17 protein-coding genes are annotated in these 22,985 nt (G+C 67.6%); 10 read left to right on the plus strand and 7 right to left on the minus strand.

What is annotated here, in order from left to right; all coding sequences use genetic code 11:
• Window positions 1–77: 77 nt before the first annotated feature.
• The 3 genes from AC06E7_RS15720 to AC06E7_RS15730 form a co-directional block, all read right to left on the minus strand.
• The gene (locus tag AC06E7_RS15720; protein ID WP_478065287.1) at window positions 78–2,147 is read right to left on the minus strand and encodes a GGDEF/EAL domain-containing response regulator; all 2,070 of its coding nucleotides are present in this window, start codon (window positions 2,145–2,147) and stop codon (window positions 78–80) included.
• Between the two features lie 90 nt (window positions 2,148–2,237).
• Window positions 2,238–3,422 carry a BaiN/RdsA family NAD(P)/FAD-dependent oxidoreductase gene (locus AC06E7_RS15725; RefSeq protein WP_478065288.1) on the minus strand — a complete coding sequence of 395 codons (1,185 nt, stop codon included), beginning with the start codon at window positions 3,420–3,422 and terminating at the stop codon, window positions 2,238–2,240.
• Between the two features lie 10 nt (window positions 3,423–3,432).
• On the minus strand, window positions 3,433–3,987 hold the full coding sequence (locus tag AC06E7_RS15730) for a YaeQ family protein (protein ID WP_184123933.1): 555 nt from the start codon (window positions 3,985–3,987) through the stop codon (window positions 3,433–3,435).
• A gap of 42 nt (window positions 3,988–4,029) precedes the next feature.
• Between AC06E7_RS15730 and AC06E7_RS15735 the strand changes: the two genes are divergently transcribed.
• The 5 genes from AC06E7_RS15735 to AC06E7_RS15755 all read left to right on the plus strand — a co-directional run bounded on the left by AC06E7_RS15735 (window position 4,030) and on the right by AC06E7_RS15755 (window position 8,420).
• Window positions 4,030–4,914: a pseudouridine synthase gene (locus tag AC06E7_RS15735; protein WP_478065289.1), complete on the plus strand. Its 885-nt coding sequence runs from the start codon at window positions 4,030–4,032 to the stop codon at window positions 4,912–4,914.
• A 321-nt stretch (window positions 4,915–5,235) separates the two neighbouring features.
• Complete coding sequence (locus tag AC06E7_RS15740) at window positions 5,236–5,445, plus strand: cold-shock protein (RefSeq protein ID WP_068851222.1); 210 nt, start codon at window positions 5,236–5,238, stop codon at window positions 5,443–5,445.
• Window positions 5,446–5,547: 102 nt separating this feature from the next.
• Window positions 5,548–6,240, plus strand: coding sequence for a glutathione S-transferase family protein (locus AC06E7_RS15745; RefSeq protein ID WP_478065290.1), 693 nt, complete (start codon window positions 5,548–5,550; stop codon window positions 6,238–6,240).
• A 37-nt stretch (window positions 6,241–6,277) separates the two neighbouring features.
• Complete coding sequence (locus AC06E7_RS15750) at window positions 6,278–7,843, plus strand: protein adenylyltransferase SelO (protein ID WP_478065291.1); 1,566 nt, start codon at window positions 6,278–6,280, stop codon at window positions 7,841–7,843.
• A gap of 40 nt (window positions 7,844–7,883) precedes the next feature.
• The gene (locus tag AC06E7_RS15755) at window positions 7,884–8,420 is read left to right on the plus strand and encodes an adenine phosphoribosyltransferase (protein ID WP_068851231.1); all 537 of its coding nucleotides are present in this window, start codon (window positions 7,884–7,886) and stop codon (window positions 8,418–8,420) included.
• Here the strand turns inward: AC06E7_RS15755 and dbpA are convergent, their stop codons facing one another.
• Window positions 8,421–9,797: an ATP-dependent RNA helicase DbpA gene (gene dbpA, locus AC06E7_RS15760; protein ID WP_478065292.1), complete on the minus strand. Its 1,377-nt coding sequence runs from the start codon at window positions 9,795–9,797 to the stop codon at window positions 8,421–8,423.
• 16 nt (window positions 9,798–9,813) lie between these two features.
• Entirely contained in the window at window positions 9,814–10,878 is a 1,065-nt protein-coding gene (locus tag AC06E7_RS15765) for a YeiH family protein (protein WP_478065383.1), read from the minus strand.
• Window positions 10,879–10,992: 114 nt separating this feature from the next.
• Here AC06E7_RS15765 and AC06E7_RS15770 point away from each other — a divergent pair, with 114 nt between their 5' ends.
• Complete coding sequence (locus AC06E7_RS15770) at window positions 10,993–11,895, plus strand: LysR family transcriptional regulator (protein ID WP_478065293.1); 903 nt, start codon at window positions 10,993–10,995, stop codon at window positions 11,893–11,895.
• A 36-nt stretch (window positions 11,896–11,931) separates the two neighbouring features.
• Entirely contained in the window at window positions 11,932–13,827 is a 1,896-nt protein-coding gene (locus tag AC06E7_RS15775) for an ATP-binding cassette domain-containing protein (RefSeq protein ID WP_478065294.1), read from the plus strand.
• Between the two features lie 204 nt (window positions 13,828–14,031).
• Here AC06E7_RS15775 and AC06E7_RS15780 read toward each other — a convergent pair whose 3' ends face one another.
• Together AC06E7_RS15780 and AC06E7_RS15785 are read right to left on the minus strand one after the other, a co-directional pair.
• Entirely contained in the window at window positions 14,032–14,493 is a 462-nt protein-coding gene (locus tag AC06E7_RS15780) for a c-type cytochrome (protein ID WP_320458534.1), read from the minus strand.
• An 8-nt stretch (window positions 14,494–14,501) separates the two neighbouring features.
• The gene (locus AC06E7_RS15785) at window positions 14,502–14,897 is read right to left on the minus strand and encodes a c-type cytochrome (RefSeq protein ID WP_068851249.1); all 396 of its coding nucleotides are present in this window, start codon (window positions 14,895–14,897) and stop codon (window positions 14,502–14,504) included.
• Window positions 14,898–15,103: 206 nt separating this feature from the next.
• On the opposite strand from AC06E7_RS15785, the gene AC06E7_RS15790 reads away from it, so the two are divergent.
• The 3 genes from AC06E7_RS15790 to AC06E7_RS15800 are packed head-to-tail and all read left to right on the plus strand — an operon-like array spanning window position 15,104 to window position 22,856.
• Window positions 15,104–16,252 (plus strand): efflux RND transporter periplasmic adaptor subunit, encoded by a 1,149-nt coding sequence (locus AC06E7_RS15790; RefSeq protein WP_478065295.1) that lies wholly within the window; start codon window positions 15,104–15,106, stop codon window positions 16,250–16,252.
• Window positions 16,249–19,764: an efflux RND transporter permease subunit gene (locus AC06E7_RS15795; protein WP_478065296.1), complete on the plus strand. Its 3,516-nt coding sequence runs from the start codon at window positions 16,249–16,251 to the stop codon at window positions 19,762–19,764. Before AC06E7_RS15790 ends, AC06E7_RS15795 begins: the two co-directional genes overlap by 4 nt.
• Window positions 19,761–22,856 carry an efflux RND transporter permease subunit gene (locus AC06E7_RS15800; protein ID WP_478065297.1) on the plus strand — a complete coding sequence of 1,032 codons (3,096 nt, stop codon included), beginning with the start codon at window positions 19,761–19,763 and terminating at the stop codon, window positions 22,854–22,856. The genes AC06E7_RS15795 and AC06E7_RS15800 overlap by 4 nt, the downstream gene beginning before the upstream one ends.
• Window positions 22,857–22,985: the final 129 nt, after the last annotated feature.

The raw sequence follows: 22,985 nt of genomic DNA on the forward strand, positions 1-22,985 counted from the left end.
TCACGGCGTGTCCCGCAAACCCACCCCCGCCGGCCCAAAACAGTGAAACCGCAGGCCCCTGCTTTTGCTGTCAGCAATCAACCAAAATCAAAGTTCATCGCAGGCGCGGCAGGCCCCACGAATTCACCCTGCACGTAATCAACCCCGGCACTGAACAACAGGCTCATCGAGCCGTTGTCGGCGACGAACTCGGCGATGGTGCGGATGTTGGCCTCCTGCGCGCGGGTGGTGATTTCGGCAATCTTCTCGCTGTTCTCGCGGGTGCGGGCGAAGTCGCTGGTGAAGTCGCGGTCCAGCTTGAGGAACTGCGGCTGGAAGTGCGCCAGCAGCTGGAACGAATCCAGGCCCGAGCCGAACTGCTCCAGGCCGATCCGGCACCCCAGCGGTGCCACGTCGGCCAGGAACTGCTGCGCGTTGCGCAGATGGGTGAACACCTTCGCTTCCGGTGCATGCAGCCACAGCCGCTCGCCCGGTACGCCGTGCGCCTCCAGCTCGCGGCGGATGGTGGCCACCATCTGCGGGTCGTTGAACGACTCCGGCGTGATCTTCACCATCATGTGCGTGGCATGGCCCGCGCGCGCGCGCTCGCCCAGCACGCTGATCGCATGCGCCACCACCCAGCGGTTGATGTCCGCCAGCAGCCCGTGCTCCTCGGCAATGCCCAGGAAAGCGGTCGGGCTGAGCAGCTCGCCGTTGTTGTCCAGGCGCAGGTACGCCTCGTACAGCTCCAGCGGTTCGCCGCCCAGGTTGAGCACCGGCTGGTAATGCAGCTGGAAGCCGTCGCCGGCCAGCGCCTCGTTGATCCGGGCCACCCAGCGCTGGATGCGTTCTTCTTCCACGCGGTCCACTGCCGCCGGATCGAAGATCCGGCTGGTGTTGCCCAGCTCCGATGCAGCCTGCTGGCATTCGGTGGCGCGCGCCAGCACCTGGCCGATGCTCGCGATCTTCTCGCCGACCTGTACACCGCCAATGCTGACCGTGACCGTGGCCGAACGCTCGCCGATGCTGAACACCTGCGCCGCGAACGCCTCGCGGATCCGGTCCGCCAGTGCCTCGGTCTGGGCGAACGCACCTTCGGTCAGCACCGCCAGGCTGTGCTCGCCGAAGCGGGCCAACTGCGCGGTGTCGCCGACGGTGTCGGCCAGCACCCGCGCCAGCGCTGCGATCAGGGCATCGGCCGAGTCCAGCCCGATGTCCGGCAGCAGGCGCGCGTAGTGGTCCGGTTCGATCAGCAGCAGGCCGAACCGGCCCTCGCTGCGGCCGGCCTGGGCCACCGCGTTTTCCACGTGCAGCATGAAGGTCTGGCGGTTGAGAAGGCCAGTGACCTGGTCGCGCTGGCGCAGGTCCTCCACCTCGCGGGCCAGCTCCGGGTCGAATTCCATGCGGCGGCGGAACACCACCTGCAGGCAGCTTTCGCCTTCATAGGTGGCCGGGGTGAATTCCATCGTGGCGGCGAACACCGCCCCGTCCTGGTTGCGCGCGTCCACCTGGTACTGCGGCGGCGGCGCTTCGCCCTTGCTCAGCGACTTGAGCAGCTGCTTGAAGCCGTCCACGTGCTGCGGGGCGACCATGTCCAGCAGCGAAATGCCTTCCACGTCGTCGAACGATTCGAACCCGAACATCTCCAGGTACGCCTCGTTGGCGCGGATGTGCATGCCCTCGTGGACGTAGGCGATCGGGTCGCGCGAGGAGGAGATCAGCGCGTCGCAGCGGCGCTCGGTCTCGCGCATCTGCGCCTCGATGCGGCGCAGGCCACGGCGCGCGTGCAGGTCGGTCCACTCGTTGCGCACCACCGCCAGCAGGTGCTCGGGGCGGCTGCGCAGGGCCACCGCGCGGATGCCGTTGGCACTGGCTTCCACCCATTCGGTTTCGTTGATGGTCTCGGCCAGCAGGATCATCGGAATGTCCTTGCCGCTGGCCGCGATCTGCTGGGTCACCTGCAGCAGCGGGATGCTCTGCGCGGGCGCGGCCAGCACCAGGTCGATCGGCTGGCCGCCGATGATCTGGCCCAGCTCCTCGACGTTCTGCGGGCGCGCCGGGCGCACGGCAATGCCGCTGTTGCGCAGCATGCTGACGATGGTTTCGGCGTTCTCGCCGCTGTCATCCACGATCAGCAGGCGGACGGTGATGTCATTCGCGTTCTGCATTCACTACTCCCCGGACTGCAAACTTGATACACGATGCATGTGACTTCGTCCATGCCGGCGGCGGGCGCCGATCACGGAATGAAAGGGCCGCTACACGACCTGGCCGGCGGCATGGCCGCTGGCCCAGGCCCACTGGAAGTTGTATCCCCCCAGCCAGCCGGTGACATCCAGCACTTCGCCGACGAAATGGAGCCCCGGCACCAGCTGCGACTCGAACGTGCTGGACGACACCTTGCGGGTGTCCACGCCCCCCAGCGTGACCTCCGCGGTACGGTACCCTTCGGTGCCGCTGGCCACCAGTGGGAAATCCTGCAGCAGGGCGGCGGCCTGGCGCAGCTCGCGCTCGTCGATCTGGCGCACCGGACGGTCCGGCAGCCAGTGTTCGCACAGGCGCAGCGCCAACCGGCGCGGCAGCACCTCGGACAATACCGTGCGCAGCTCGGCCGCGCCCCGGTCGCGTTTCATGGTGCGCAGCCAGTCTTCGGCATCCTGTCCCGGAAGCAGGTCCAGGCGCAGGTCGTCGCCCGGTTGCCAGAACGAGGAGATCTGCAGGATCGCCGGGCCGCTGATGCCGCGATGGGTGATCAGCATCGAGTTGCGGAACTCCATGTCGTTGCAGCGCGCCGCGATCGGCAGCGCGACCCCGCTCAGGTCATGGAAGCGCTCCTGGTGCTTGCCGCTCAGGGTCAGTGGTACCAGCCCGGCGCGGGTCGGCAGCACCTCGTGGCCGAACTGGCGGGCCAGCTCGTAGCCGAAGCCGGTGGCCCCCAGGCTGGGGATGGACAGGCCGCCGGTGGCGACCACCAGCGAGGCGGCATGGAAGCGGCCCTGCGCGGTCTGCACGTGGAAGCCGTCCGCACCGCGCTCGACCTTCTCCACCGCGCAGTCGGTCCGGATCTGCGCGCCGGCGGCCGTGCATTCGTCCACCAGCATGCGCACGATCTGCTTGGACGAGATGTCGCAGAACAGCTGGCCCAGCTCCTTCTCGTGGTAGGCGATGCCGTGCCGCTCGACCAAGTCGATGAAGTCCCATGGCGTGTAGCGCGCCAGCGCGGACTTGCAGAAGTGCGGGTTGGCCGACAGGAAGTTGGCCGGGGTGGTGCCGGTGTTGGTGAAGTTGCAGCGGCCACCGCCGGACATCAGGATCTTCTTGCCGACCTTGTTGGCATGGTCGATCACCTGCACCATGCGCCCGCGCCGGCCGGCAGTAAGCGCGCACATCAGCCCGGCAGCGCCGGCACCGATCACCAGGACATCGCAGCGGATCGTACTCATCGGCGCTGGATCAGGCCTGCGGCTTCTGCTTGCGCCAGGTCGGGGTGAAGGTCAGTTCCTTCGTGTCCGAGATCAGCCGCACTTCGCCGTCCTGGATCATCACGTCCCAGCGCATGGTGCGCTCGATCTGCTCGCCAAGCTCGGTGACGAGGTCGCCCGGCAGGTCCATGACCTCCAGCGACGCCAGCTTGTTCAACGCCGCGCTGTTGCGCTTCCACCAGGTGTCGGTGAGGTTGCTGCTGCCGTACATCACCAGCTGCACCGCGCGGGCACGCCCACTGGCCTTGCGCAGGCGGGATTCGTCCGGTTGGCCCAGATCGATCCACAGTTCGATGTCGCCGGTGTAGTCCCGGCGCCACAGGTCCGGCTCGTCGTCCACGCTCAGTCCGCGGCCGAATTCCAGCCGTTCGTCGGCGTTCAGGGCAAAGGTCAGCATGCGCACCATCAGGCGCTCATCGGTTTCCGACGGGTGCTGGGCCAGGGTCAGGTTATGGGTGGCGTAGTAGCCACGATCCATGTCGCTGATCTGCAGTTGGGCCTTGCGGATGGTGGCGGTGAGGGCCATGGGGGTACCGTAAACAAAGAGCACCATGATAATGCGTGGGGTATGCACCCGTCCGATCCGATTACCGGCCACGTTGCCGCCAGCCGCCTGCAGTTGCCCCCGGGCGACTGGCGCTGCCTGCTGGATGGGCTGTGTGCGCGGTTCCCGCGCATCGACCGTACCCAATGGCAGGACCGGTTCGCGCGGGGCCGGGTGCGCGATGCGCAGGGCAGGGCGCTGGCGGCCGACCACCCCTGGCAGGTGGGGCTGGAGATCCACTACTTCCGTGAGGTGGCGGACGAGCCGGTGATTCCGCGCCAGGAGGCCATCGTGCATGTCGACGCGCACCTGCTGGTGGCGGACAAACCGCACTTTCTGCCGGTGACCCCGGCTGGCGGGTACGTGCAGCAGACCCTGCTGGCGCGGCTCGTTGCGCGGACCGGCAATCCCCACCTGGTGCCGTTGCATCGGCTGGACCGGCTGACGGCGGGTCTGGTGCTGTTCTCTACGCGCCCTGAGACGCGCGATGCGTACCAGCGGTTGTTCCGTGAGCGGCGCATCGTGAAGACCTATGAGGCCATCGCGCCGGGACTGCCCGGGCTGGCGTTTCCGCTGGAGCGGCACAGCCGGCTGGTGCCGGGCGAGCCGTTCTTGCGCATGACCGAGGCCCCGGGCGAGCCGAATGCGCGGACCCGGGTGGAGGTGATCGACGCGGCGGGCCCGTTCTGGCGCTATCGCCTGCTTCCAGAGACCGGCCGCAAGCACCAACTGCGGGTGCATATGGCCGCGTTGGGGGCGCCGATCTGCGGGGATGACCTGTATCCGGAACTGAACCCGGCCGGGCAGGGCGCTTCCGCACCTGCGCTTCAACTGCTGGCGAAGGCCCTCGCGTTCGAGGATCCGTTGACCCGCGAGCCAAGACAGTTCAGCAGCGGTCTGAACCTTTAGGGCCGGTGGGACTGCCGTTTGGCTGAAATTAAGGCGGTAAATACATGAATAGGGTGTCGGAATTCGTGTAGGATTCCCCAATCCCTTGTCCTGTCAGGCGGGAGGGGGGAGGTGGCTGAATAACCCAGCTATCGCTTTTTCGGTAAAAGACGCGTATCGTCCCCCACACTGTGTTTGCTAGGGTCACCGTGAATCGTGGCCTGATGCGGTTGATCTCACGATCCGCTCATCGATCCGCTTTACCAACGCCTGCAACTCAGTCTCGGCTCCGGAAATCCGGTGGTCGCGATTATTTCAACTTATGTTTCAGGAGTTAGTTACATGTCTGATCGTCAGAGCGGTACCGTCAAGTGGTTCAACGATGCCAAGGGCTTCGGCTTCATCACCCCGGAAAGCGGCCCGGACCTGTTCGTGCACTTCCGTGCCATCCAGGGCACCGGCTTCAAGTCGCTGCAGGAAGGCCAGAAGGTGACCTTCGTCGCCGTGCAGGGCCAGAAGGGCATGCAGGCTGACCAGGTGCAGGCCGCCTAATAGGCTCCTGCCACCGCAAGGTGCCAAGAACGCCGGGAGCGAAAGCTTCCGGCGTTTTTTATTGCGGGTAGCATGGGCGTTTGCCCCCCTGCGGACCTGCCGATGATCAAGGTGCACCATCTGGACCACTCGCGCTCACAGCGCGTGCTGTGGATGCTTGAAGAGCTGAACCTGCCATACCAGCTGGTTACCTACCAGCGTGACCCGAAAACCTGGCTGGCCCCGCAGGCGCTGCGCAACATCCATCCGCTGGGCAAATCGCCCGTGCTGCAGGACGATGCCCTGGTCATGGCCGAATCCGGCGCGATCCTGGAATACCTCGCTGACCGCTACGACAGTGGCCGCCAGCTGTCGCCCGAGCCGATGCCGGCGCAGGCCGCCGAGCGCGTGCGCTACCGCTACTGGATGCATTACGCCGAAGGGTCGGCAATGCCACCGCTGCTGATGAGCCTGGTGTTCGCGCGGGTACGCAAGGCGCCGATGCCGTTCTTCGCCAAACCCATCGCGCGCGGAATCGCCGACAAGGTGATGAAGGGCTTCGTTGGCCCGCAGTTGAAGCTGCACCTGGACTGGATGGAGCGCGAACTGGCCAGCTCGCCCTGGTTCGCGGGTGAGCGCTTCACCGCCGCCGACATCCAGATGAGCTTCCCGATCCAGGCCGCGGCCGCACGCGCCGGCAGCATGGAGCGCTACCCCAAGCTGCAGGCATACCTGGCCCGGATCGCACAGCGCCCCGCGTTCCAGCGTGCCGTGGAGCGCGGTGGCCCGCTCGACCTGGGCGCGGGCGCGGCCTGAGCTTGCGGGGGCGTGCCGGTGCCCCCACCTTGTCGTGATGAGCACTGAACCGCTGCGCTTCGACAACCGATTCATCCGGGACCTGCCCGGCGACGACGAAACCGGCCCCCGCGTGCGCGAGGTGCGCGGCGCGGCGTGGTCGGCGGTGATGCCCACGCCGGTGGCCGCGCCCACGCTGCTGGCGTACTCGCCTGGACTCGCGGAGCAGTTGGGTCTGGGCCAGGATCTGCTGGACAGCCCGGATTTTGCCCGCGTGTTCGGCGGCAACGCCCTGTATGACGGCATGCAGCCCTGGGCCGCCAACTATGGCGGGCATCAGTTCGGGCACTGGGCCGGCCAGCTCGGCGACGGTCGCGCCATTTCACTGGGCGAGCTGCTGGCGCCGGAGGGTGCGCGCTGGGAGCTGCAGCTGAAGGGGGCGGGACGCACACCGTATTCGCGCGGCGCCGACGGCCGCGCCGTGCTGCGCTCGTCGATCCGCGAATTCCTCTGCAGCGAAGCGATGCATCACCTGGGCGTGCCGACCACGCGCGCGCTCAGCCTGGTGGCCACGGGTGACAGCGTGGTGCGCGACATGTTCTACGACGGCCATCCCGAAGCGGAACCGGGCGCGGTGGTGTGCCGGGTGGCGCCCTCGTTCCTGCGCTTTGGCAGCTTCGAGCTGCCCGCGTCGCGCGGTGACCTGACATTGCTGCGGCAGCTGGCCGACCTGTGCATCGCGCGCGATTTTCCCGAACTGGACGATGCCGGCGAACAACGGTACGCCGCCTGGTTCGCGCAGGTCTGCGAGCGCACGGCGGTGCTGGTGGCGCACTGGATGCGGGTGGGCTTCGTGCACGGGGTGATGAACACCGACAACCTGTCCATCCTCGGCCTCACCATCGATTACGGCCCGTATGGCTGGGTGGACGACTACGATCCCGACTGGACCCCCAACACCACCGATGCGCAGGGCCGCCGTTACCGCTTCGGCACCCAGCCGCAGGTGGCGTACTGGAACCTGACCCGGCTGGCGCAGGCGCTGTCGCCGCTGTTCGAGGACGTGGCGCCGCTGCACGAAGGTCTGGCGCGTTTCCAGGCCGTGCATGCGCGCTGCGAGCGTGACGACATTTCCGCCAAGCTCGGCCTCGCCGAGTGCCAGGATGCGGACCTGGCATTGATGGCCGACTGGCTGACGCTCCTGCACGATGGCGAGATGGACATGACGCTCGCGTTCCGTGGCCTGATCGACCTCGATCCGCAGGCGCCCCGGCTCGCCGTACTGGAAGAGGCGTTCTACAGCGAGGCGCGACGTGAGGCCGTGCTGCCTGCGCTCCAGCAGTGGTTGCATCGGTATGCGACCAGGCTGCAGGCGGACGCCCTCGACTCCGTGCAGCGCAGGGAGCGCATGTCCGTGGCCAATCCGCTGTACGTGCTGCGCAACTGGCTGGCGCAGGAAGCCATCGAACTGGCCGGGCAGGGCGACCTCAGTGGCGTGCACACGCTGCAGGAGGTGCTGCGGCGTCCGTATGAGGTCCAGCCCGGGCGTGAACACTACGCGGCCAAGCGGCCGGAGTGGGCGCGCAACAAGGCCGGCTGCTCGACGCTGTCCTGCAGTTCATGAGGCCGGGTTACCCTATGCCACCCATTCGTTGTCTTCCGCCATGACCGATCTTCCCGCCACGCCCGCCTGGGCCGGCCGCCTGCGCGACGTCGCTGATTTCCCCAAGCCGGGCATCCTGTTCAAGGACATCATGCCGCTGCTGGCCGATGGCGATGATTTCGCCGCCGCCATCGATGCGATGGTCGCGCCGTGGCGCGAGGCACGGCTGGATGCGGTGATGGGCATCGAGTCGCGCGGCTTCATCCTCGGCGCGGCGATGGCCCGTGTACTGGGCGTGGGCTTCGTGCCCGTGCGCAAGCCGGGCAAGCTGCCCGGCCGCACGCTGAAGCAGGACTACACCCTGGAATACCGCACCGACAGCATCGAAGTGCATGCCGATGCATTGCCGCCCGGCGCGCGCGTGCTGGTGGTGGACGACGTGCTCGCCACCGGCGGCACGCTGCTGGCCGCGCTGTCGCTGGCCAGGCAGCTGCAGGTCGAGGTGCTCGGCGCCGCCGTGCTGGTCGAACTGGCCGGCCTCGGCGGCCGCGAACGCTGGACCAGCGATGTGCCGCTGGTCGCGAACCTGGTGTACTGATTACATCTTCCGCACGCGGAAACGCCGGCCCTTGATCTTGCCCGCTTCCAGGCGGGCGATGGCCTTGCCCACGTGTTCGCGGGCGATCGCCACGTAGGAACGGGTGGCGTAGATGTCGATCTTGCCGATCACCTTGGCCGACAGCCCGGCATCGCCGGTCAATGCACCCAGGATGTCGCCGGGACGCAGCTTGTCGGTCTTGCCGCCGTCGATGCGCAGCGTTTCCATCGCCGCCTGCGGCAGTACCGCCGGGCGTGCGGTGGCCAGCGGGGTCTTCTGCCAGTCCAGCGGCTTGCCCTGCGCCGCTTCCAGCGAATCGGCGCGGTTGCGCTCGCGGTGGGTCACCAGGCTGATCGCCAGCCCGGTGGCGCCGGCGCGGCCGGTGCGGCCCACGCGGTGTTCGTAGGTTTCAATGTCGGTGGGCAGCTCGTAATTGATCACCGCCGCCAGGTCCTGCACGTCCAGCCCGCGCGCGGCCACGTCGCTGGCCACCAGCACGTTGCAGCTGCGGTTGGCGAAGCGCACCAGCACTTCGTCACGGTCGCGCTGCTCCATTTCGCCATGCAGCGGCAACGCGGAGAAGCCGAACTGCTGCAGCGATACGGCCACGTCATCCACGTCGCGGCGGGTGTTGCAGAACACCACGGTCGATTCCGGCGTGTACTTCAGCAGCAGGCCGGCCAGCGCCTTCTGCTTGCTGGCCAGGTCCACTTCGCAGAACAGGTGGCGGATCGCCGGGGCGTGGTCGGCGCCTTCCACGGTCACTTCCACCGGATCGCGCAGCAGCACGCGCGCGATCTCGCGGATCTCGTCGGGGTAGGTGGCCGAGAACAGCAGCGTCTGGCGGTCCTTGCTGGTGCGCCCTGCGATTTCGCGGATCGGTTCTTCAAAGCCCATGTCGAGCATGCGGTCGGCTTCGTCCAGCACCAGCGTGGTCACCCCGCCCAGCTTCAGGGCGCGCTTGCGGCCCAGTTCCTGGATGCGACCGGGTGTGCCGACCACCACGTGCGGGTCGTGTGCTTCCAGCGACGCCAGCTGGGGCGCCAGCGGCATGCCACCGGTCAGCACCACCAGCTTGAGGTTGGGAATGCCGGTGGCCAGCTTGCGGATCTGCTTGCCGACCTGGTCGGCCAGTTCGCGGGTGGGGCACAGCACCAGCGCCTGCGCGCGGATCACCGCCGGGTCCAGCGCCTGCAGCAGCCCCAGTCCGAAGGCGGCGGTCTTGCCGCTGCCGGTGGGCGCCTGGGCGATCAGGTCGCGACGGGCGAGGATGGCGGGCAGCGCCTGCGCCTGCACGGGAGTCATCTGGGTATAGCCCAGCGCGTCGATGCCCGCCGCCAGCGAGGCCGACAGGGGCAGTTCGGAGAATTCGTTCATGCCACATTCTACCCGCTCAGCCGATCAGCCAGTGAACCGCCAGGTTGATCCCCAACCCACCGCCGAGCAGCCATGCAAACAGCAGCAGCGCCAGCAGCAGTGGCTTCGGCCCCGCCCGGCGCAGGGCGGACACGTGGGTGGTCAGGCCCAGCGCGGCCATCGCCATGGCCAGCAGCACGGTATCCAGATCGATGGCCGCGCCGACCACGGCGGGCGGCAGCAGGTGCAGCGAGTTGATGCCCGCCACGGCCACGAAACCGAACGCAAACCAGGGCACCACGATCTTCGCCCGCGCCGCGCCGGGCTGCGTCGCATGGCCGCGCGCCAGCAGCAGCGACAGCGCCACCAGGAACGGGGCCAGCATCATCACGCGCACCATCTTGGCGATCACGGCGGTATCGGCGGCGCTTTCGCTGACCGCGCGCCCGGCCGCCACCACCTGGGCCACTTCATGCACCGTCGAGCCGGTGAACACCCCATAGGCCTGTTCGCCCAGCGCCAGCCAGGCGTGTTCCAGGTTCAGCCGGTACAGCGCCGGATACAGGAACATCGCCAGCGTGCCGAACACCACCACGGTCGACACCGCCACGGTGGCCTGTTCGGCGCGGCCGCGTACCACCGGCGCGGCGGCCATCACCGCGGCCGCTCCGCAGATGGCGCTGCCGGCGCCGATCAGCATCGCGGTATCGCGGTCTATCCCGAACCAGCGGGTTCCGGCCCACCACGCCAGCCCGAAGGTGCTGGTCAGTACCAGTGCGTCAATCAGCACGCCGCCTGCGCCGACCTGGCCGATGTCCTGGAAGGTCAGGCGCATGCCGTACAGGACGATGCCGGCGCGCAGCAGCCAGTGCTTGGCGAAGCCCACGCCGTCTGCCGACGATGCCGCCAGGTGCGGGTACACGGTGTTGCCCAGTGCGATGCCCAGCACGATGGCTAGGGTGAGTGCACTGATGCCGTGCGCCTGCAGCCATGGCACGGAGGACAGGCCGATGCCCGCCGCCGCAAGGATGGCGGTCAGCAGCAGGCCGGGCAGCCGGCTGCGCCAGCGTTGGAATGCACCCGGGGTGGGGGCGCTCGCCATTGAAGTGGTCACGGTTCGCTCTCGTCGAAACAGGGCTACAGCGTGCCCTTGACCAATCAATTGGTAAAACGCATTGTTTGTGTCAAATCAACCTATAAAGAAGGTTACGCCACGATGCGTCTGACGCTGCGCCAATGGCAGGTTTTCGTGAGCGTGGCCGATGCCGGATCCACCGCAGCGGCAGGCGCCCAGCTCCAGCTGTCGCAGTCGGCGACCAGCGCCGCGCTCAACGAACTGGAGGGGCAGCTTCCCGCACCGCTGTTTGACCGGATCGGGCGCCGGCTGGTGCTCAACGCCACCGGGCGCGCGCTGCTGGACCCAGCCCGCGCGCTGCTGGTGGCGGCGAGGGAGCTGGAACAGCAGGCCGGGGCAGGGCAGTCGCACGCGGCCGGCACACTGGCCCTGCAGTTGCGGATAGGCGCGAGCACCACCATCGGCAATTACCTGCTGCCTACCCGGGTGGCTTCGTTGCTGGCGGCCAATCCGCAGGCCCAGGTGGACCTGCGCATCGGCAACAGCGCCGACGTGGTGGCGGCGGTGCAGCGGTTGGAGGTCGACCTGGGCGTGATCGAAGGACCGTGCCACGAAAGCGGCCTGGAGGTGCTGCCCTGGCAGCGCGATGCCCTGGTCATCGTGGCTGCGGCCGCCTCGCCGTTGCCGGATGCGGTGGATGTCGCGTCACTGGCCGCGGCGCGCTGGCTGCTGCGCGAGCCCGGTTCGGGCACCCGCGAGGCGGTTGAACAGGCCCTGCTGCCGCACCTGCACCACTTCGGGCGCGCCATGCAGCTGGGCAGCACCGAGGCGATCAAGCAGGCCGCGGCGGCGGGGCTGGGCCTGGCCTGCCTGTCGCGGCACGCGGTGGCCGACCTGATCGCGCTGGGCAGCCTGCGGGTCCTGCAGACCCCGCTGCCGCCCCTGTCGCGCCAACTGTGGGTGGTGCGCCACCCGGGCAAGCGGGTGCCGGCGGAACTGGTCGCACTGCTGGGGCTGCCGGCATCCGCTTTTGCGTCCGGCTGAGCGACGCCGCAGGCCGCCAGCCCGTACAATGGCGGGATGCCTCTGATTACTCTGCAAAACGTCGACTTCAGCGTCGGCGGCCCGCTGTTGCTGGAAAAAGCCGAACTGTCGATCGAGCCGGGCGAACGCATCGCCCTGATCGGCCGCAACGGCGCCGGCAAATCCACCCTGCTCAAGCTGCTGTCCGGCGACCACAAGCCCGACGACGGAGAAGTGCGCGTGCAGCAGGGGGTGCGCATCACCCGGCTGGAGCAGGAAGTGCCGCACGGCGCGGCCGGCAGCGTGTTCGACGTGGTCGCCGATGGCCTGGGCGAGCTGGGCCAGTGGCTGGCCGAATTCCACCACCTCAGCGTGGCCGACGAGTTCGATGGCGATGCGCTGTCGGCGGTGCAGGCCAAGATCGATGCCGCCAACGGCTGGGGACTGGACCAGCGTGTGAGCGAAACGCTGACCAAGCTCGACCTGGACGGCGATGCCGAATTCGCGCGCCTGTCCGGCGGCATGAAGCGCCGCGTGCTGCTCGGCCGCGCGCTGGTGTCCGCGCCGGACCTGCTGCTGCTGGACGAACCGACCAACCACCTGGACATCGAAGCCATCGACTGGCTGGAAATGTTCCTCAAGAACTGGAACGGCAGCGTGGTGTTCGTCACCCATGACCGCCGCTTCCTGCGTGCGCTGGCCACCCGCATCGTCGAGATCGATCGCGGCCAGGTCACCAGCTGGCCGGGCGACTGGGCCAACTACGAACGCCGCCGCGAAGAGCGCTTGAACGCGCAGGCACAGGAAAACGCGCGCTTCGACAAGATGCTGGCGCAGGAAGAAGTCTGGATCCGCCAGGGCATCAAGGCCCGCCGCACCCGCGACGAAGGCCGCGTGCGCCGCCTGAAGGCGATGCGCAGCGAGCGTTCGCAGCGCCGTGAACTCGGCGGCAACGTGCGCATGGAAGCGTCGCAGGCGGAGAATTCCGGCAAGAAGGTGATCGACGTCAAGGACATTTCGTTCGCGTTCGGCGAGCGGGTGATGGTCAAGGATTTCAGCACCACCATCCTGCGCGGCGACCGGATCGGCCTGATCGGTCCCAACGGCAGCGGCAAGACCACGCTGCTCAAGCTGCTGCTGGGCGACCTGGCGCCGGACAGCGGCGAAGTGCGCGCCGGCACCAACCTGCAGATCGCCTACTTCGACCAGTACCGTTCGGTGCTGCGCGAGGACTGGACCGCGATCGAGAACGTGGCCGAAGGCCGCGATTTCCTCGAGGTCAACGGCAAGCGCAAGCACGTGCATGCGTACCTGCAGGATTTCCTGTTCACGCCCGAGCGTGCGCGCGCGCCGATCACCCGGCTGTCCGGTGGCGAGCGCAACCGGCTGCTGCTGGCCAAGCTGTTCGCGCAGCCCTCCAACCTGCTGGTGATGGACGAACCGACCAACGATCTCGACGTGGAAACGCTGGAGCTGCTCGAAGAGCTGCTCGGTGATTACACCGGCACGCTGCTGCTGGTCAGCCATGACCGCGACTTCCTCGACAACGTGGTGACCTCCACGATGATGATGGAAGGCGATGGCGTGGTCGGCGAGTACGTGGGTGGCTACACCGACTGGCAGCGGCATGCGGCACGCGTGGAAGCGGCGGCTGCAGCAGCACCGGCAGCGGTTGCCGGGCCACGTCCCGCAGCGGCACCGGCGCCGGCGGCCAGCGCCGAACCGGCCGCGCCCAAGCGCAAGCTCAGCTACAAGGACGCGCGCGAGCTGGAGCAGCTGCCGTTGAAGATCGAAACGCTGGAAAAGGATGTCGAAGGCCTGACCGCCGCGATGAACGATCCCGCGTTCTACCAGCGCAGCGCGCCGGACATGGCCGCACACACCCAGAAGCTGGGTGCGGTGCAGGCTGAGCTGGATGCCGCCTACGCGCGGTGGGAAGAACTGGACGCCTGATCCGCGGCTTCGGCGGATCCAAACGCCGGTCCCGGTGCCGGGGGCGGCGTTGTAATGCCTTCGGATGCTTGGGCCGCGCTGCGCGCGGTGGACACGCATGGCGTGTCCCTACGAATTCTTACGTGCGCAGGACCATGGCGTTGGATCGTAGCGACACGCCATGCGTGTCCCACGGACCCCGTGGGATCACACATGGCGCGCAGATCATTTGACCCCGTGCAGATCCCTGAGCTGGCTCGGCCGCGAACCGAAATACGCGGCCAGGTCGGCAATGTCCTGGTCGCTCAGGTCGGTGGCCTGCCCGGTCATCAGCGGATGCTGGCGGTCCCCGGCGCGGTAGGCCTGCAGGGCGTGGGCCAGGTAATCGCCGTACTGCCCACCCAGCTTCGGGTAGGTCGGGTCGATCGGCTGGTTGCCGTCGGCGCCGTGGCAGTCGATGCAGCTCTGCCCGGTCGCCTTGCCCTTGACCTTGGCCCGCGCTTCACCGGCGGCGATGCGGCCTGCCGGCAGGCCGGCGGAGGAGCCTGACCCGTGCTCGCCACTGGCGTGGCCCGGGTCGGCGGCGGAATCTGCGCTGTTTTCCACCTGCGACTGCGAACAGGCAGCCAGCAGCAGGGCAACGGACAGGGCGATGGCGTGACGCTTGAAGGGCGTGGCTTTCGTCATGAGCGCGCTTATTTGACGGTGGACAGGTAAACAGCGAGATCGGCGATCTCCTGTTCAGAGAAACTCATGGACTGCGCCTGCATCGTGGGATGCCGGCGTTTGCCCTGGCGGTACTCGCTCAGCGCCTGGCTGAGGTACTGCTGGGTCTGCCCACCGATCTTGGGCACCCGGTAGCTGGGGTACGCGTTCTTGTAGCCGGTGATGCCGTGGCACCCCTGGCAGGTGTAGGCCAGCACGCGGCCATTGTCGAAGCTGCCGGTCAGGGCAGGCGGGGCGGCGGGCGCGGCTGCCGGGGCAGCGGCGGGTGGCGCGGGTACGGCAGGAGCAGGTGCGGCCTGGACGGCAACCCCGAAGGGCAGGAGGACGGCCAGAGCAAGACAAGCGGCGAGCGGCTGCGGGCGCATGATGTCGTTTCCGGTATACGGGTTCTGGTCGTTCCGGCGTGGGGTACGGAACTGTCCCGAGTATAGCCTGCGTTTTCATCTAGCTGAAACCGGGCAACGCCGGCGAGTGGTCGCAGGTCACCATGACCTTTGGGATATGGTGTTGTCGTGACGTGGTGCATTACTTTGCTACCACACCTGCTCACGCATCCTTCAGGGACACGACGATGTTGCGAATCTCTCTTCTGCCCGGCCGCACCGGAACCTGCGCCGCGGCGCTGCTGATCACTACGACCCTGCTGCTGGGCGGTTGCGGCGCCGGTGGCCCCGCCGGCGATGCCGCGGCGGCCGAGAAGGATCCCAAGGCCGAAAAAGCTCCCGACGCCGTCCCGGTGGAGGCGGTAGCGGCCAGCCGCCGTGCGGTCGCCGCCAGCTACACCGGCACCGCCGCGCTGGAAGCGCGCGCCGAATCGCAGGTGGTGGCGAAAACGTCGGGCGTGGCCCTGGCCGTGATGGTCGAAGAAGGCCAGCAGGTCCGCGCCGGGCAGCCGCTGGTGCGGCTGGACCCGGACCGGGCGCGCCTGGCCGTGGCCCAGAGCGAAGCGCAGATGCGCAAGCTGGAGAACAGCTACCAGCGCGCCCAGAAACTGGTGGGCCAGCAGATGGTCAGCGCCGCCGATGTCGACCAGCTGCGCTACGACCTGGAAAACGCGCGCGCGCAGTACCGCCTGGCGACCCTTGAGCTGTCCTACACCACGGTGGTGGCGCCGATCTCCGGCGTGATCGCATCGCGCTCGATCAAGACCGGCAACTTCGTGCAGATCAATACGCCGATCTTCCGCATCGTCGACAACTCGCGGCTGGAAGCCACGCTCAACGTGCCCGAGCGCGAACTGGCCACGCTGCGTGCCGGGCAGCCGGTGACCCTGGTGGCCGATGCGCTGCCGGGTAAATCCTTCCCCGGCACCGTGGACCGTATTTCCCCGGTGGTCGACGCCGGCAGCGGCACCTTCCGCGTGGTCAGCGGCTTCGGCGAAGATGCCGCCGGCCTGCAGCCGGGCATGTTCGGGCGCATCCGCATCGACTACGACCAGCGCGCCGACGCGCTGGTGGTGCCGCGCCTGGCGCTGCTCGACGACGGCGACCCGGCGGTGTTCCGCGTGCGCGCGGGCAAGGTTGCCCGCGTGCCGGTCAAGCTGGGCTACGCCGAAGGCCCGTGGGTGGAGATCCGCGAGGGCCTGGCCGAGGGAGACAAGGTGGTGACGGCCGGCAAGGTCGCCCTGCGCGACGGCACCGCCGTGCAGGTGATCGGCGACAAGCCGGCCAGCGCGGTGGCCAGCAAGGCCGCCCCGGCCAAGGCGGAGACCCGCCAATGAGTTCGGCCGGGCACGACCACGGTAACGAACCGCAGCCGGGCGAAGGCCCGGCGGCGCCTGGTGGTGGCCTGGTGGAATTCGCCACCCGCCGCCGCGTCACCATCTTCATGTTCATGATCACGCTGGTGCTGTTCGGCCTGATCGCGCTGGGCAACCTCAAGGTCAACCTGCTGCCGGACCTGAGCTATCCCACGTTGACCGTGCGCACCGAATACACCGGCGCGGCACCGACCGAGATCGAAACGCTGATCACCGAACCGGTCGAAGAAGCCGTGGGCGTGGTCAAGAACCTGCGCAAGCTGAAGTCGATCTCGCGCACCGGGCAGAGCGATGTGGTGCTGGAGTTCGCCTGGGGCACCAACATGGACCAGGCCAGCCTGGAGGTGCGCGACAAGATGGAAGCGCTGAACCTGCCACTGGAGGCCAAGGCCCCGGTGCTGCTGCGCTTCAATCCCTCCACCGCGCCGATCATGCGCCTGGTGATCGCGGCCAAGGACGACCCGGCCAGTGATGCCGACGCGGTGCGCCAGCTCACCGCGCTGCGCCGCTATGCCGATGAAGACCTGAAGAAGAAGCTCGAACCGGTGGCCGGCGTGGCGGCGGTGAAGGTGGGTGGCGGCCTGGAAGATGAAATCCAGGTCGACATCGACCAGCAGAAGCTGGCCCAGCTCAACCTGCCGATCGATACCGTCATCAAGCGGCTGAAGGAAGAGAACATCAACATTTCCGGCGGTCGGCTGGAAGAAGGGTCGCAGCGCTTCCTGGTGCGTACCGTCAACCAGTTCGCCGACCTGGAAGACATCCGCAACCTGCTGGTGACCACCCAGGGCAGCAACGGCAGTGCCGCCGACGCGGCCATGCAGCAGATGTTCGCCATCGCCGCCTCGACCGGTTCGGATGCAGCGGTCGCCGCCGCGTCCGCCGCGCAGAGCGCGTCCAGCAGCAGCTCCACCACCGTGGCCAACGGCGTGCCGGTGCGGCTGAAGGACGTGGCCACGGTGCGGCAGGGCTTCAAGGAACGCGAAGCGATCATCCGCCTGGGCGGCCGCGAAGCGGTGGAACTGGCCATCTACAAGGAAGGCGATGCCAACACGGTGGCCACCGCCGAAGCACTGCGCGCCAAGCTTGAGCAGATCAAGGCGCAGATTCCCGGTGATGCCGAACTGACCACCATCGAAGACCAGTCGCGCTTCATCGAGCACGCCATCAGCGACGTCAAGAAAGACGCGGTGATCGGCGGCCTGCTGGCCATCCTGATCATCTTCCTGTTCCTGCGCGATGGCTGGAGCACGTTCGTGATCAGCCTGTCGCTGCCGGTCTCGATCATCACCACGTTCTTCTTCATGGGCCAGCTTGGGCTGAGCTTGAACGTGATGTCGCTGGGCGGGTTGGCGCTGGCCACCGGCCTGGTGGTGGACGATTCCATCGTGGTGCTGGAAAGCATCGCCAAGGCGCGCGAACGCGGCCTGGGCATCCTGCAGGCGGCCATCACCGGCACCCGCGAAGTCAGCATGGCCGTGGTCGCCTCCACCCTGACCACCATCGCGGTGTTCCTGCCGCTGGTGTTCGTCGACGGCATCGCCGGCCAGCTGTTCCGCGACCAGGCGCTGACCGTGGCGATCGCGATAGCGATCTCGCTGCTGGTGGCGATGACCCTGATCCCGATGCTGAGCTCGCTCAAGGGCCGTCCGCCGCTGGCGTTCCCGGAAGAGCCCGCGCATGCCGCATGGCAGCCGCAGCGTCGCTGGCTCAAGCCGGTCGCCGGCAGCCGCCGCGGTTTCGGCGCACTGGTCCGCTGGACCGTGTTCGGCATCGCGTGGGCCATCGTGCGCGTATGGCGCCTTCTGGTGGCGGTGATCGGCCCGGTGATGCGCAAGGCCAGCGACCTGGCCATGAAGCCGTACGCCGGTGCCGAGCGCGGTTACCTGCGCCTGCTGCCGAACGCACTGGCCCACCCGGGCAAGGTACTGGGCATGGCGGCGCTGGCCTTCGTGGCCACGCTGGCGCTGGTGCCGATGCTGGGCGCGGACCTGATTCCGCAGCTGGCCCAGGATCGCTTTGAGATGACCGCAAAGCTGCCGGCCGGCACGCCGCTGAAGCAGACCGATGCGCTGGTGCGCGAGCTGCAGCTGGCCCACGCCAAGGACGACAGCATCACCTCGCTGTACGGCGTGAGCGGCAGCGGCACGCGGCTGGACGCCAGCCCGACCGAGAGCGGCGAGAACATCGGCAAGCTCACCGTGGTGATGGCCGACGGCGGCAGTGCCCGCACCGAGGCCGCCATCACCGAGCGCCTGCGCGCTTCGATGCAGGGCCACCCGGGCGTGCAGGTCGACTTCGCGCGGCCGGCACTGTTCAGCTTCTCCACGCCGCTGGAAGTGGAGCTGCGCGGGCAGGACATGGCCACCCTGGAACGTGCCGGGCAGGCGCTGGCCGCGCGCCTGCGCAGCAACCCGCACTACGCCGACGTGAAATCGACCGTGGAAGAGGGCTTCCCGGAGATCCAGATCCGCTTCGACCAGGAGCGCGCCGGTGCGCTGGGCCTGACCACGCGGCAGATCGCCGACGTGGTGGTCAAGAAGGTGCGCGGCGACGTGGCCACGCGCTACAGCTTCCGTGACCGCAAGATCGACGTGCTGGTGCGCGCCCAGGAAGGCGACCGCGCCAGCGTGGAGAGCATCCGCCGGTTGATCGTCAACCCGGGCAGCACGCGCCCGGTGACGCTGGACGCGGTGGCCGACGTGGTGGCCACCAACGGCCCGAGCGAGATCCACCGGGCCGACCAGACCCGCGTGGCGGTGGTGTCGGCCAACCTGCGCGACATCGACCTGGGCGGCGCGGTGCGCGAAGTGCAGGACATGGTCGCCAACGACCCGCTGGGTGCCGGCGTCAGCATGCACATCGGTGGGCAGGGCGAGGAGCTGGCCGAATCCGCGCGCTCGCTGATCTTCGCCTTCGGCCTGGCGATCTTCCTGGTCTACCTGGTGATGGCCTCGCAGTTCGAATCGCTGCTGCACCCGTTCGTCATCCTGTTCACCATCCCGCTGGCGCTGGTCGGTGCGATCCTGGCGCTGATGCTCACCGGCAAGCCGATCTCGGTGGTGGTGTTCATCGGCCTGATCCTGCTGGTGGGGCTGGTGACCAAGAACGCGATCATCCTGATCGACAAGGTCAACCAGCTGCGCGAAGCCGGCGTGGCCAAGCATGAGGCGCTGGTGGAAGGCGCACGCTCGCGCCTGCGCCCGATCATCATGACCACCCTGTGCACGCTGTTCGGCTTCCTGCCGCTGGCGGTGGCGATGGGCGAGGGTGCAGAAGTGCGCGCCCCGATGGCGATCACCGTGATCGGCGGCCTGCTGGTGTCCACGCTGCTCACCCTGCTGGTGATCCCGGTGGTGTACGACCTGCTTGATCGCCGTGGCGATGCCTATTACCGCGAACGTGGCCGCCATCACCACCGCGGTACGCCCGATGCCGGCAGCGCCGGTGGTGCGGCCCAGGAGCCGGCATGAGCATCGCCGAGTTCTCCATCCGCCGCCCCATCACCACCATCATGTGCTTCGTCTCACTGGTGGTGGTGGGCCTGATTGCCTCGTTCCGGTTGCCACTGGAGGCGCTGCCGGACATCTCCGCGCCGTTCCTGTTCGTGCAGGTGCCCTACACCGGCTCGACACCGGAAGAAGTGGAGCGCACCATCATCCGGCCGACCGAGGAAGCGCTGGCCACGATGACCGGGATCAAGCGCATGCGCTCCCAGGCGACCGCCGAAGGCGCCAGCATCTTCATCGAGTTCACCGACTGGGACCGCGACATCGCCATCGCCGCCTCCGACGCACGCGAGCGCATCGACGCGATCCGCAGCGACCTGCCCGATGACCTGCAGCGCTACAACGTGTTCAAGTGGTCCAGCAGCGACGAGCCGGTACTCAAGGTGCGCCTGGCCAGTGCATCGGACCTGACCGGTGCCTACGACATGCTCGACCGCGAGTTCAAGCGGCGGATCGAGCGCATTCCCGGCGTGGCCCGGGTGGAGATTTCGGGCGCGCCACCCAATGAGGTGGAGATCGCGATCGATGCCGATCGCCTGACCGCGCACAACCTGAGCATCAACGAACTCAGCGACCGCCTGCGCACGCTCAACTTCTCCATCTCGGCCGGGCAGATCGACGACAACGGCCAGCGGGTCCGGATCCAGCCGGTCGGCGAGATCACCGACCTGCAGGAACTGCGCGACCTGGTCATCGACACCAAGGGCCTGCGCCTGGGCGACATTGCCGACGTGCGGCTCAAGGCGGCGCGCATGAACTACGGCCGTCGCCTGGATGGCAATCCGGCAGTGGGCCTGGACATCTACAAGGAGCGCAGCGCCAACCTGGTGGAAGTCTCGCGAGGCGCGCTGGCCGAGGTGGAAGCCATCCGCCGGCAGCCGTCGATGCGCGATGTGAGCATCAAGGTGATCGACAACCAGGGCAAGACGGTGACGTCCTCGCTGCTGGAGCTGGCCGAAGCCGGCGCGGTCGGCCTGCTGCTGTCGGTGACGGTGCTGTTCTTCTTCCTGCGCCATTGGCCATCGACGCTGATGGTGACGCTGGCGATCCCGATCTGTTTCGTGATCACCCTGGGCTTCATGTACTTCGTCGGGGTGACCCTCAACATCCTGACCATGATGGGCCTGCTGCTGGCGGTCGGCATGCTGGTGGACAACGCCGTGGTGGTGGTGGAAAGCATCTACCAGGAACGCGAACGCATGCCCGACCAGCCGGTGCAGGCCTCGATCATCGGCACCCGCAACGTGGCCATCGCGCTCAGCGCCGGCACCCTGTGCCACTGCATCGTATTCGTGCCCAACCTGTTTGGCGAAACCAACAACATCAGCATCTTCATGGCGCAGATCGCGATCACCATCTCGGTCTCGCTGATGGCCTCGTGGCTGGTGGCGGTGAGCCTGATCCCGATGCTGTCCGCGCGCATGCAGACGCCCAAGCTGGTGCACTCGCAGACCGGCGTGATCGCCCGCCTGCAACGCCGCTATGCCCAGCTGCTGCAATGGACGCTGGAACACCGCGGCTGGAGCGTGTTCGGCATCATCATGGTGGTGCTGGTCAGCCTGGTGCCGATGAAGCTGACCAAGATCGACATGTTCGGTGGCGAAGGTGGCACCGATGTCTTCATCGGCTACAACTGGAAGGGGGCCTTCACCCGCGCGCAGATGTCCGACGAGATCCTGCGGGTGGAGCAGTACCTGGACCAGAACCGCGAGAAGCTGCACATCACCCAGGTGTATTCCTGGTACAGCGAACAGGAAGGCAGCAGCACGATTGTCACTCTGGACCAGAAGCACGCGGGCAACATGGCCGCCGTGCAGGAGTCGCTGCGCAAGGGACTGCCGCGCTCGGCGCGCGCCGATTACATCGTCGGCAACCAGGGCGGCGATGGCGGCGGTGGCGGTGGCAGCAAGGGCGTGGAAGTGCAGCTGGTGGGTGATTCGACCCAGATGCTGCAGGAGATCGGCGAAGACGTGGTGCCGTTGCTGGCCCAGCGCAAGGAACTGCGCGATGTACGCATCGACAATGGCGAGAAGGGCAGCGAGTTGTCCATCCATGTGGACCGCGAGCGCGCCGCTGCGTTCGGCTTCAATGCCGAGCAGGTTGCCAGCTTCGTCGGCCTGGCGCTGCGCGGTGCACCGCTGCGCGAGTTCCGTCGCGGTGACAGCGAAGTGCCGGTGTGGGTGCGTTTTGCCGGTGCCGAACAGAGCAGCCCGGAAGACCTGGCCAGCTTCACCGTGCGCACCGGCGACGGTCGCTCGGTACCGCTGCTGAGCCTGGTCGATGTCAGCATCAAGCCCTCCGCCACCCGCGTGGGCCGTACCAACCGCCAGACCACGTTGACCATCAAGGCCAACCTGGCCGAGAAGGTGACTGCGCCGGAAGGCCGCAAGGCGATGGAGGAAACGCTCAAGCCGATGAGCTTCCCGGCCGGCTATAACTTCACCTTCGACGGCGGCGACTTCGGTGACGACAACGAGGCCATGCAGCAGATGCTGTTCAACCTGGTCATCGCGCTGGTGATGATCTACGTGGTGATGGCGGCGGTGTTCGAATCGCTGCTGTTCCCGGCCGCCATCATGAGCGGGGTGCTGTTCTCGATCTTCGGGGTGTTCTGGTTGTTCTGGCTCACCGGTACCTCGTTCGGCATCATGTCCTTCATCGGCATCCTGGTGCTGATGGGGGTGGTGGTGAACAACGGCATCGTGATGATCGAGCACATCAACAACCTGCGCCGGCGCGGCCTGGCGCGCACCCAGGCGCTGGTGGAAGGCTCGCGCGAGCGCCTGCGCCCGATCATGATGACGATGGGCACGGCGATCCTGGCGATGGTCCCGATCTCGCTCACCGACACCCAGCTGCTGGGCGATGGCCCGCCGTACTACCCGATGGCGCGCGCCATTGCCGGCGGCCTGGCGTTCTCCACCGTGGTCAGCCTGCTGTTCCTGCCGACCATCTACGCCATGCTCGACGACATGAGCATCAACGTGGCCCGCATCGTGCGGCGGGCGAGGGGATTGCCGCCCAAGGGCAGCGGTGCGGTGATCGAACCGGCATGAATGAAAAGGGCCACGCAATGCGTGGCCCTTTTTCGTATCGACCAACGGTCGATACCTACCGTTCCGATCCCCGTGGGTATCCACCGTTCCGATCCCCGTGGGTAGGTACCGACCGTTGGTCGGTACGGC

This window comes from Stenotrophomonas sp. Steno-Z4 (assembly GCF_056393145.1).

What these genes read in the sequence shown, in the direction of transcription:
- AC06E7_RS15765 (WP_478065383.1), bottom strand. Translation starts at nt 10,878, where the DNA reads ATGGCGAGCGCCCCCACCCCGGGTGCATTCCAACGCTGGCGCAGCCGG.
- AC06E7_RS15735 (WP_478065289.1), top strand. Translation starts at nt 4,030, where the DNA reads ATGCACCCGTCCGATCCGATTACCGGCCACGTTGCCGCCAGCCGCCTG.
- AC06E7_RS15725 (WP_478065288.1), bottom strand. Translation starts at nt 3,422, where the DNA reads ATGAGTACGATCCGCTGCGATGTCCTGGTGATCGGTGCCGGCGCTGCC.
- AC06E7_RS15720 (WP_478065287.1), bottom strand. Translation starts at nt 2,147, where the DNA reads ATGCAGAACGCGAATGACATCACCGTCCGCCTGCTGATCGTGGATGAC.
- AC06E7_RS15770 (WP_478065293.1), top strand. Translation starts at nt 10,993, where the DNA reads ATGCGTCTGACGCTGCGCCAATGGCAGGTTTTCGTGAGCGTGGCCGAT.
- AC06E7_RS15775 (WP_478065294.1), top strand. Translation starts at nt 11,932, where the DNA reads ATGCCTCTGATTACTCTGCAAAACGTCGACTTCAGCGTCGGCGGCCCG.
- AC06E7_RS15785 (WP_068851249.1), bottom strand. Translation starts at nt 14,897, where the DNA reads ATGCGCCCGCAGCCGCTCGCCGCTTGTCTTGCTCTGGCCGTCCTCCTG.
- AC06E7_RS15750 (WP_478065291.1), top strand. Translation starts at nt 6,278, where the DNA reads ATGAGCACTGAACCGCTGCGCTTCGACAACCGATTCATCCGGGACCTG.
- AC06E7_RS15790 (WP_478065295.1), top strand. Translation starts at nt 15,104, where the DNA reads ATGTTGCGAATCTCTCTTCTGCCCGGCCGCACCGGAACCTGCGCCGCG.
- AC06E7_RS15795 (WP_478065296.1), top strand. Translation starts at nt 16,249, where the DNA reads ATGAGTTCGGCCGGGCACGACCACGGTAACGAACCGCAGCCGGGCGAA.
- AC06E7_RS15780 (WP_320458534.1), bottom strand. Translation starts at nt 14,493, where the DNA reads ATGACGAAAGCCACGCCCTTCAAGCGTCACGCCATCGCCCTGTCCGTT.
- AC06E7_RS15745 (WP_478065290.1), top strand. Translation starts at nt 5,548, where the DNA reads ATGATCAAGGTGCACCATCTGGACCACTCGCGCTCACAGCGCGTGCTG.
- AC06E7_RS15730 (WP_184123933.1), bottom strand. Translation starts at nt 3,987, where the DNA reads ATGGCCCTCACCGCCACCATCCGCAAGGCCCAACTGCAGATCAGCGAC.
- AC06E7_RS15800 (WP_478065297.1), top strand. Translation starts at nt 19,761, where the DNA reads ATGAGCATCGCCGAGTTCTCCATCCGCCGCCCCATCACCACCATCATG.
- AC06E7_RS15755 (WP_068851231.1), top strand. Translation starts at nt 7,884, where the DNA reads ATGACCGATCTTCCCGCCACGCCCGCCTGGGCCGGCCGCCTGCGCGAC.
- dbpA (WP_478065292.1), bottom strand. Translation starts at nt 9,797, where the DNA reads ATGAACGAATTCTCCGAACTGCCCCTGTCGGCCTCGCTGGCGGCGGGC.
- AC06E7_RS15740 (WP_068851222.1), top strand. Translation starts at nt 5,236, where the DNA reads ATGTCTGATCGTCAGAGCGGTACCGTCAAGTGGTTCAACGATGCCAAG.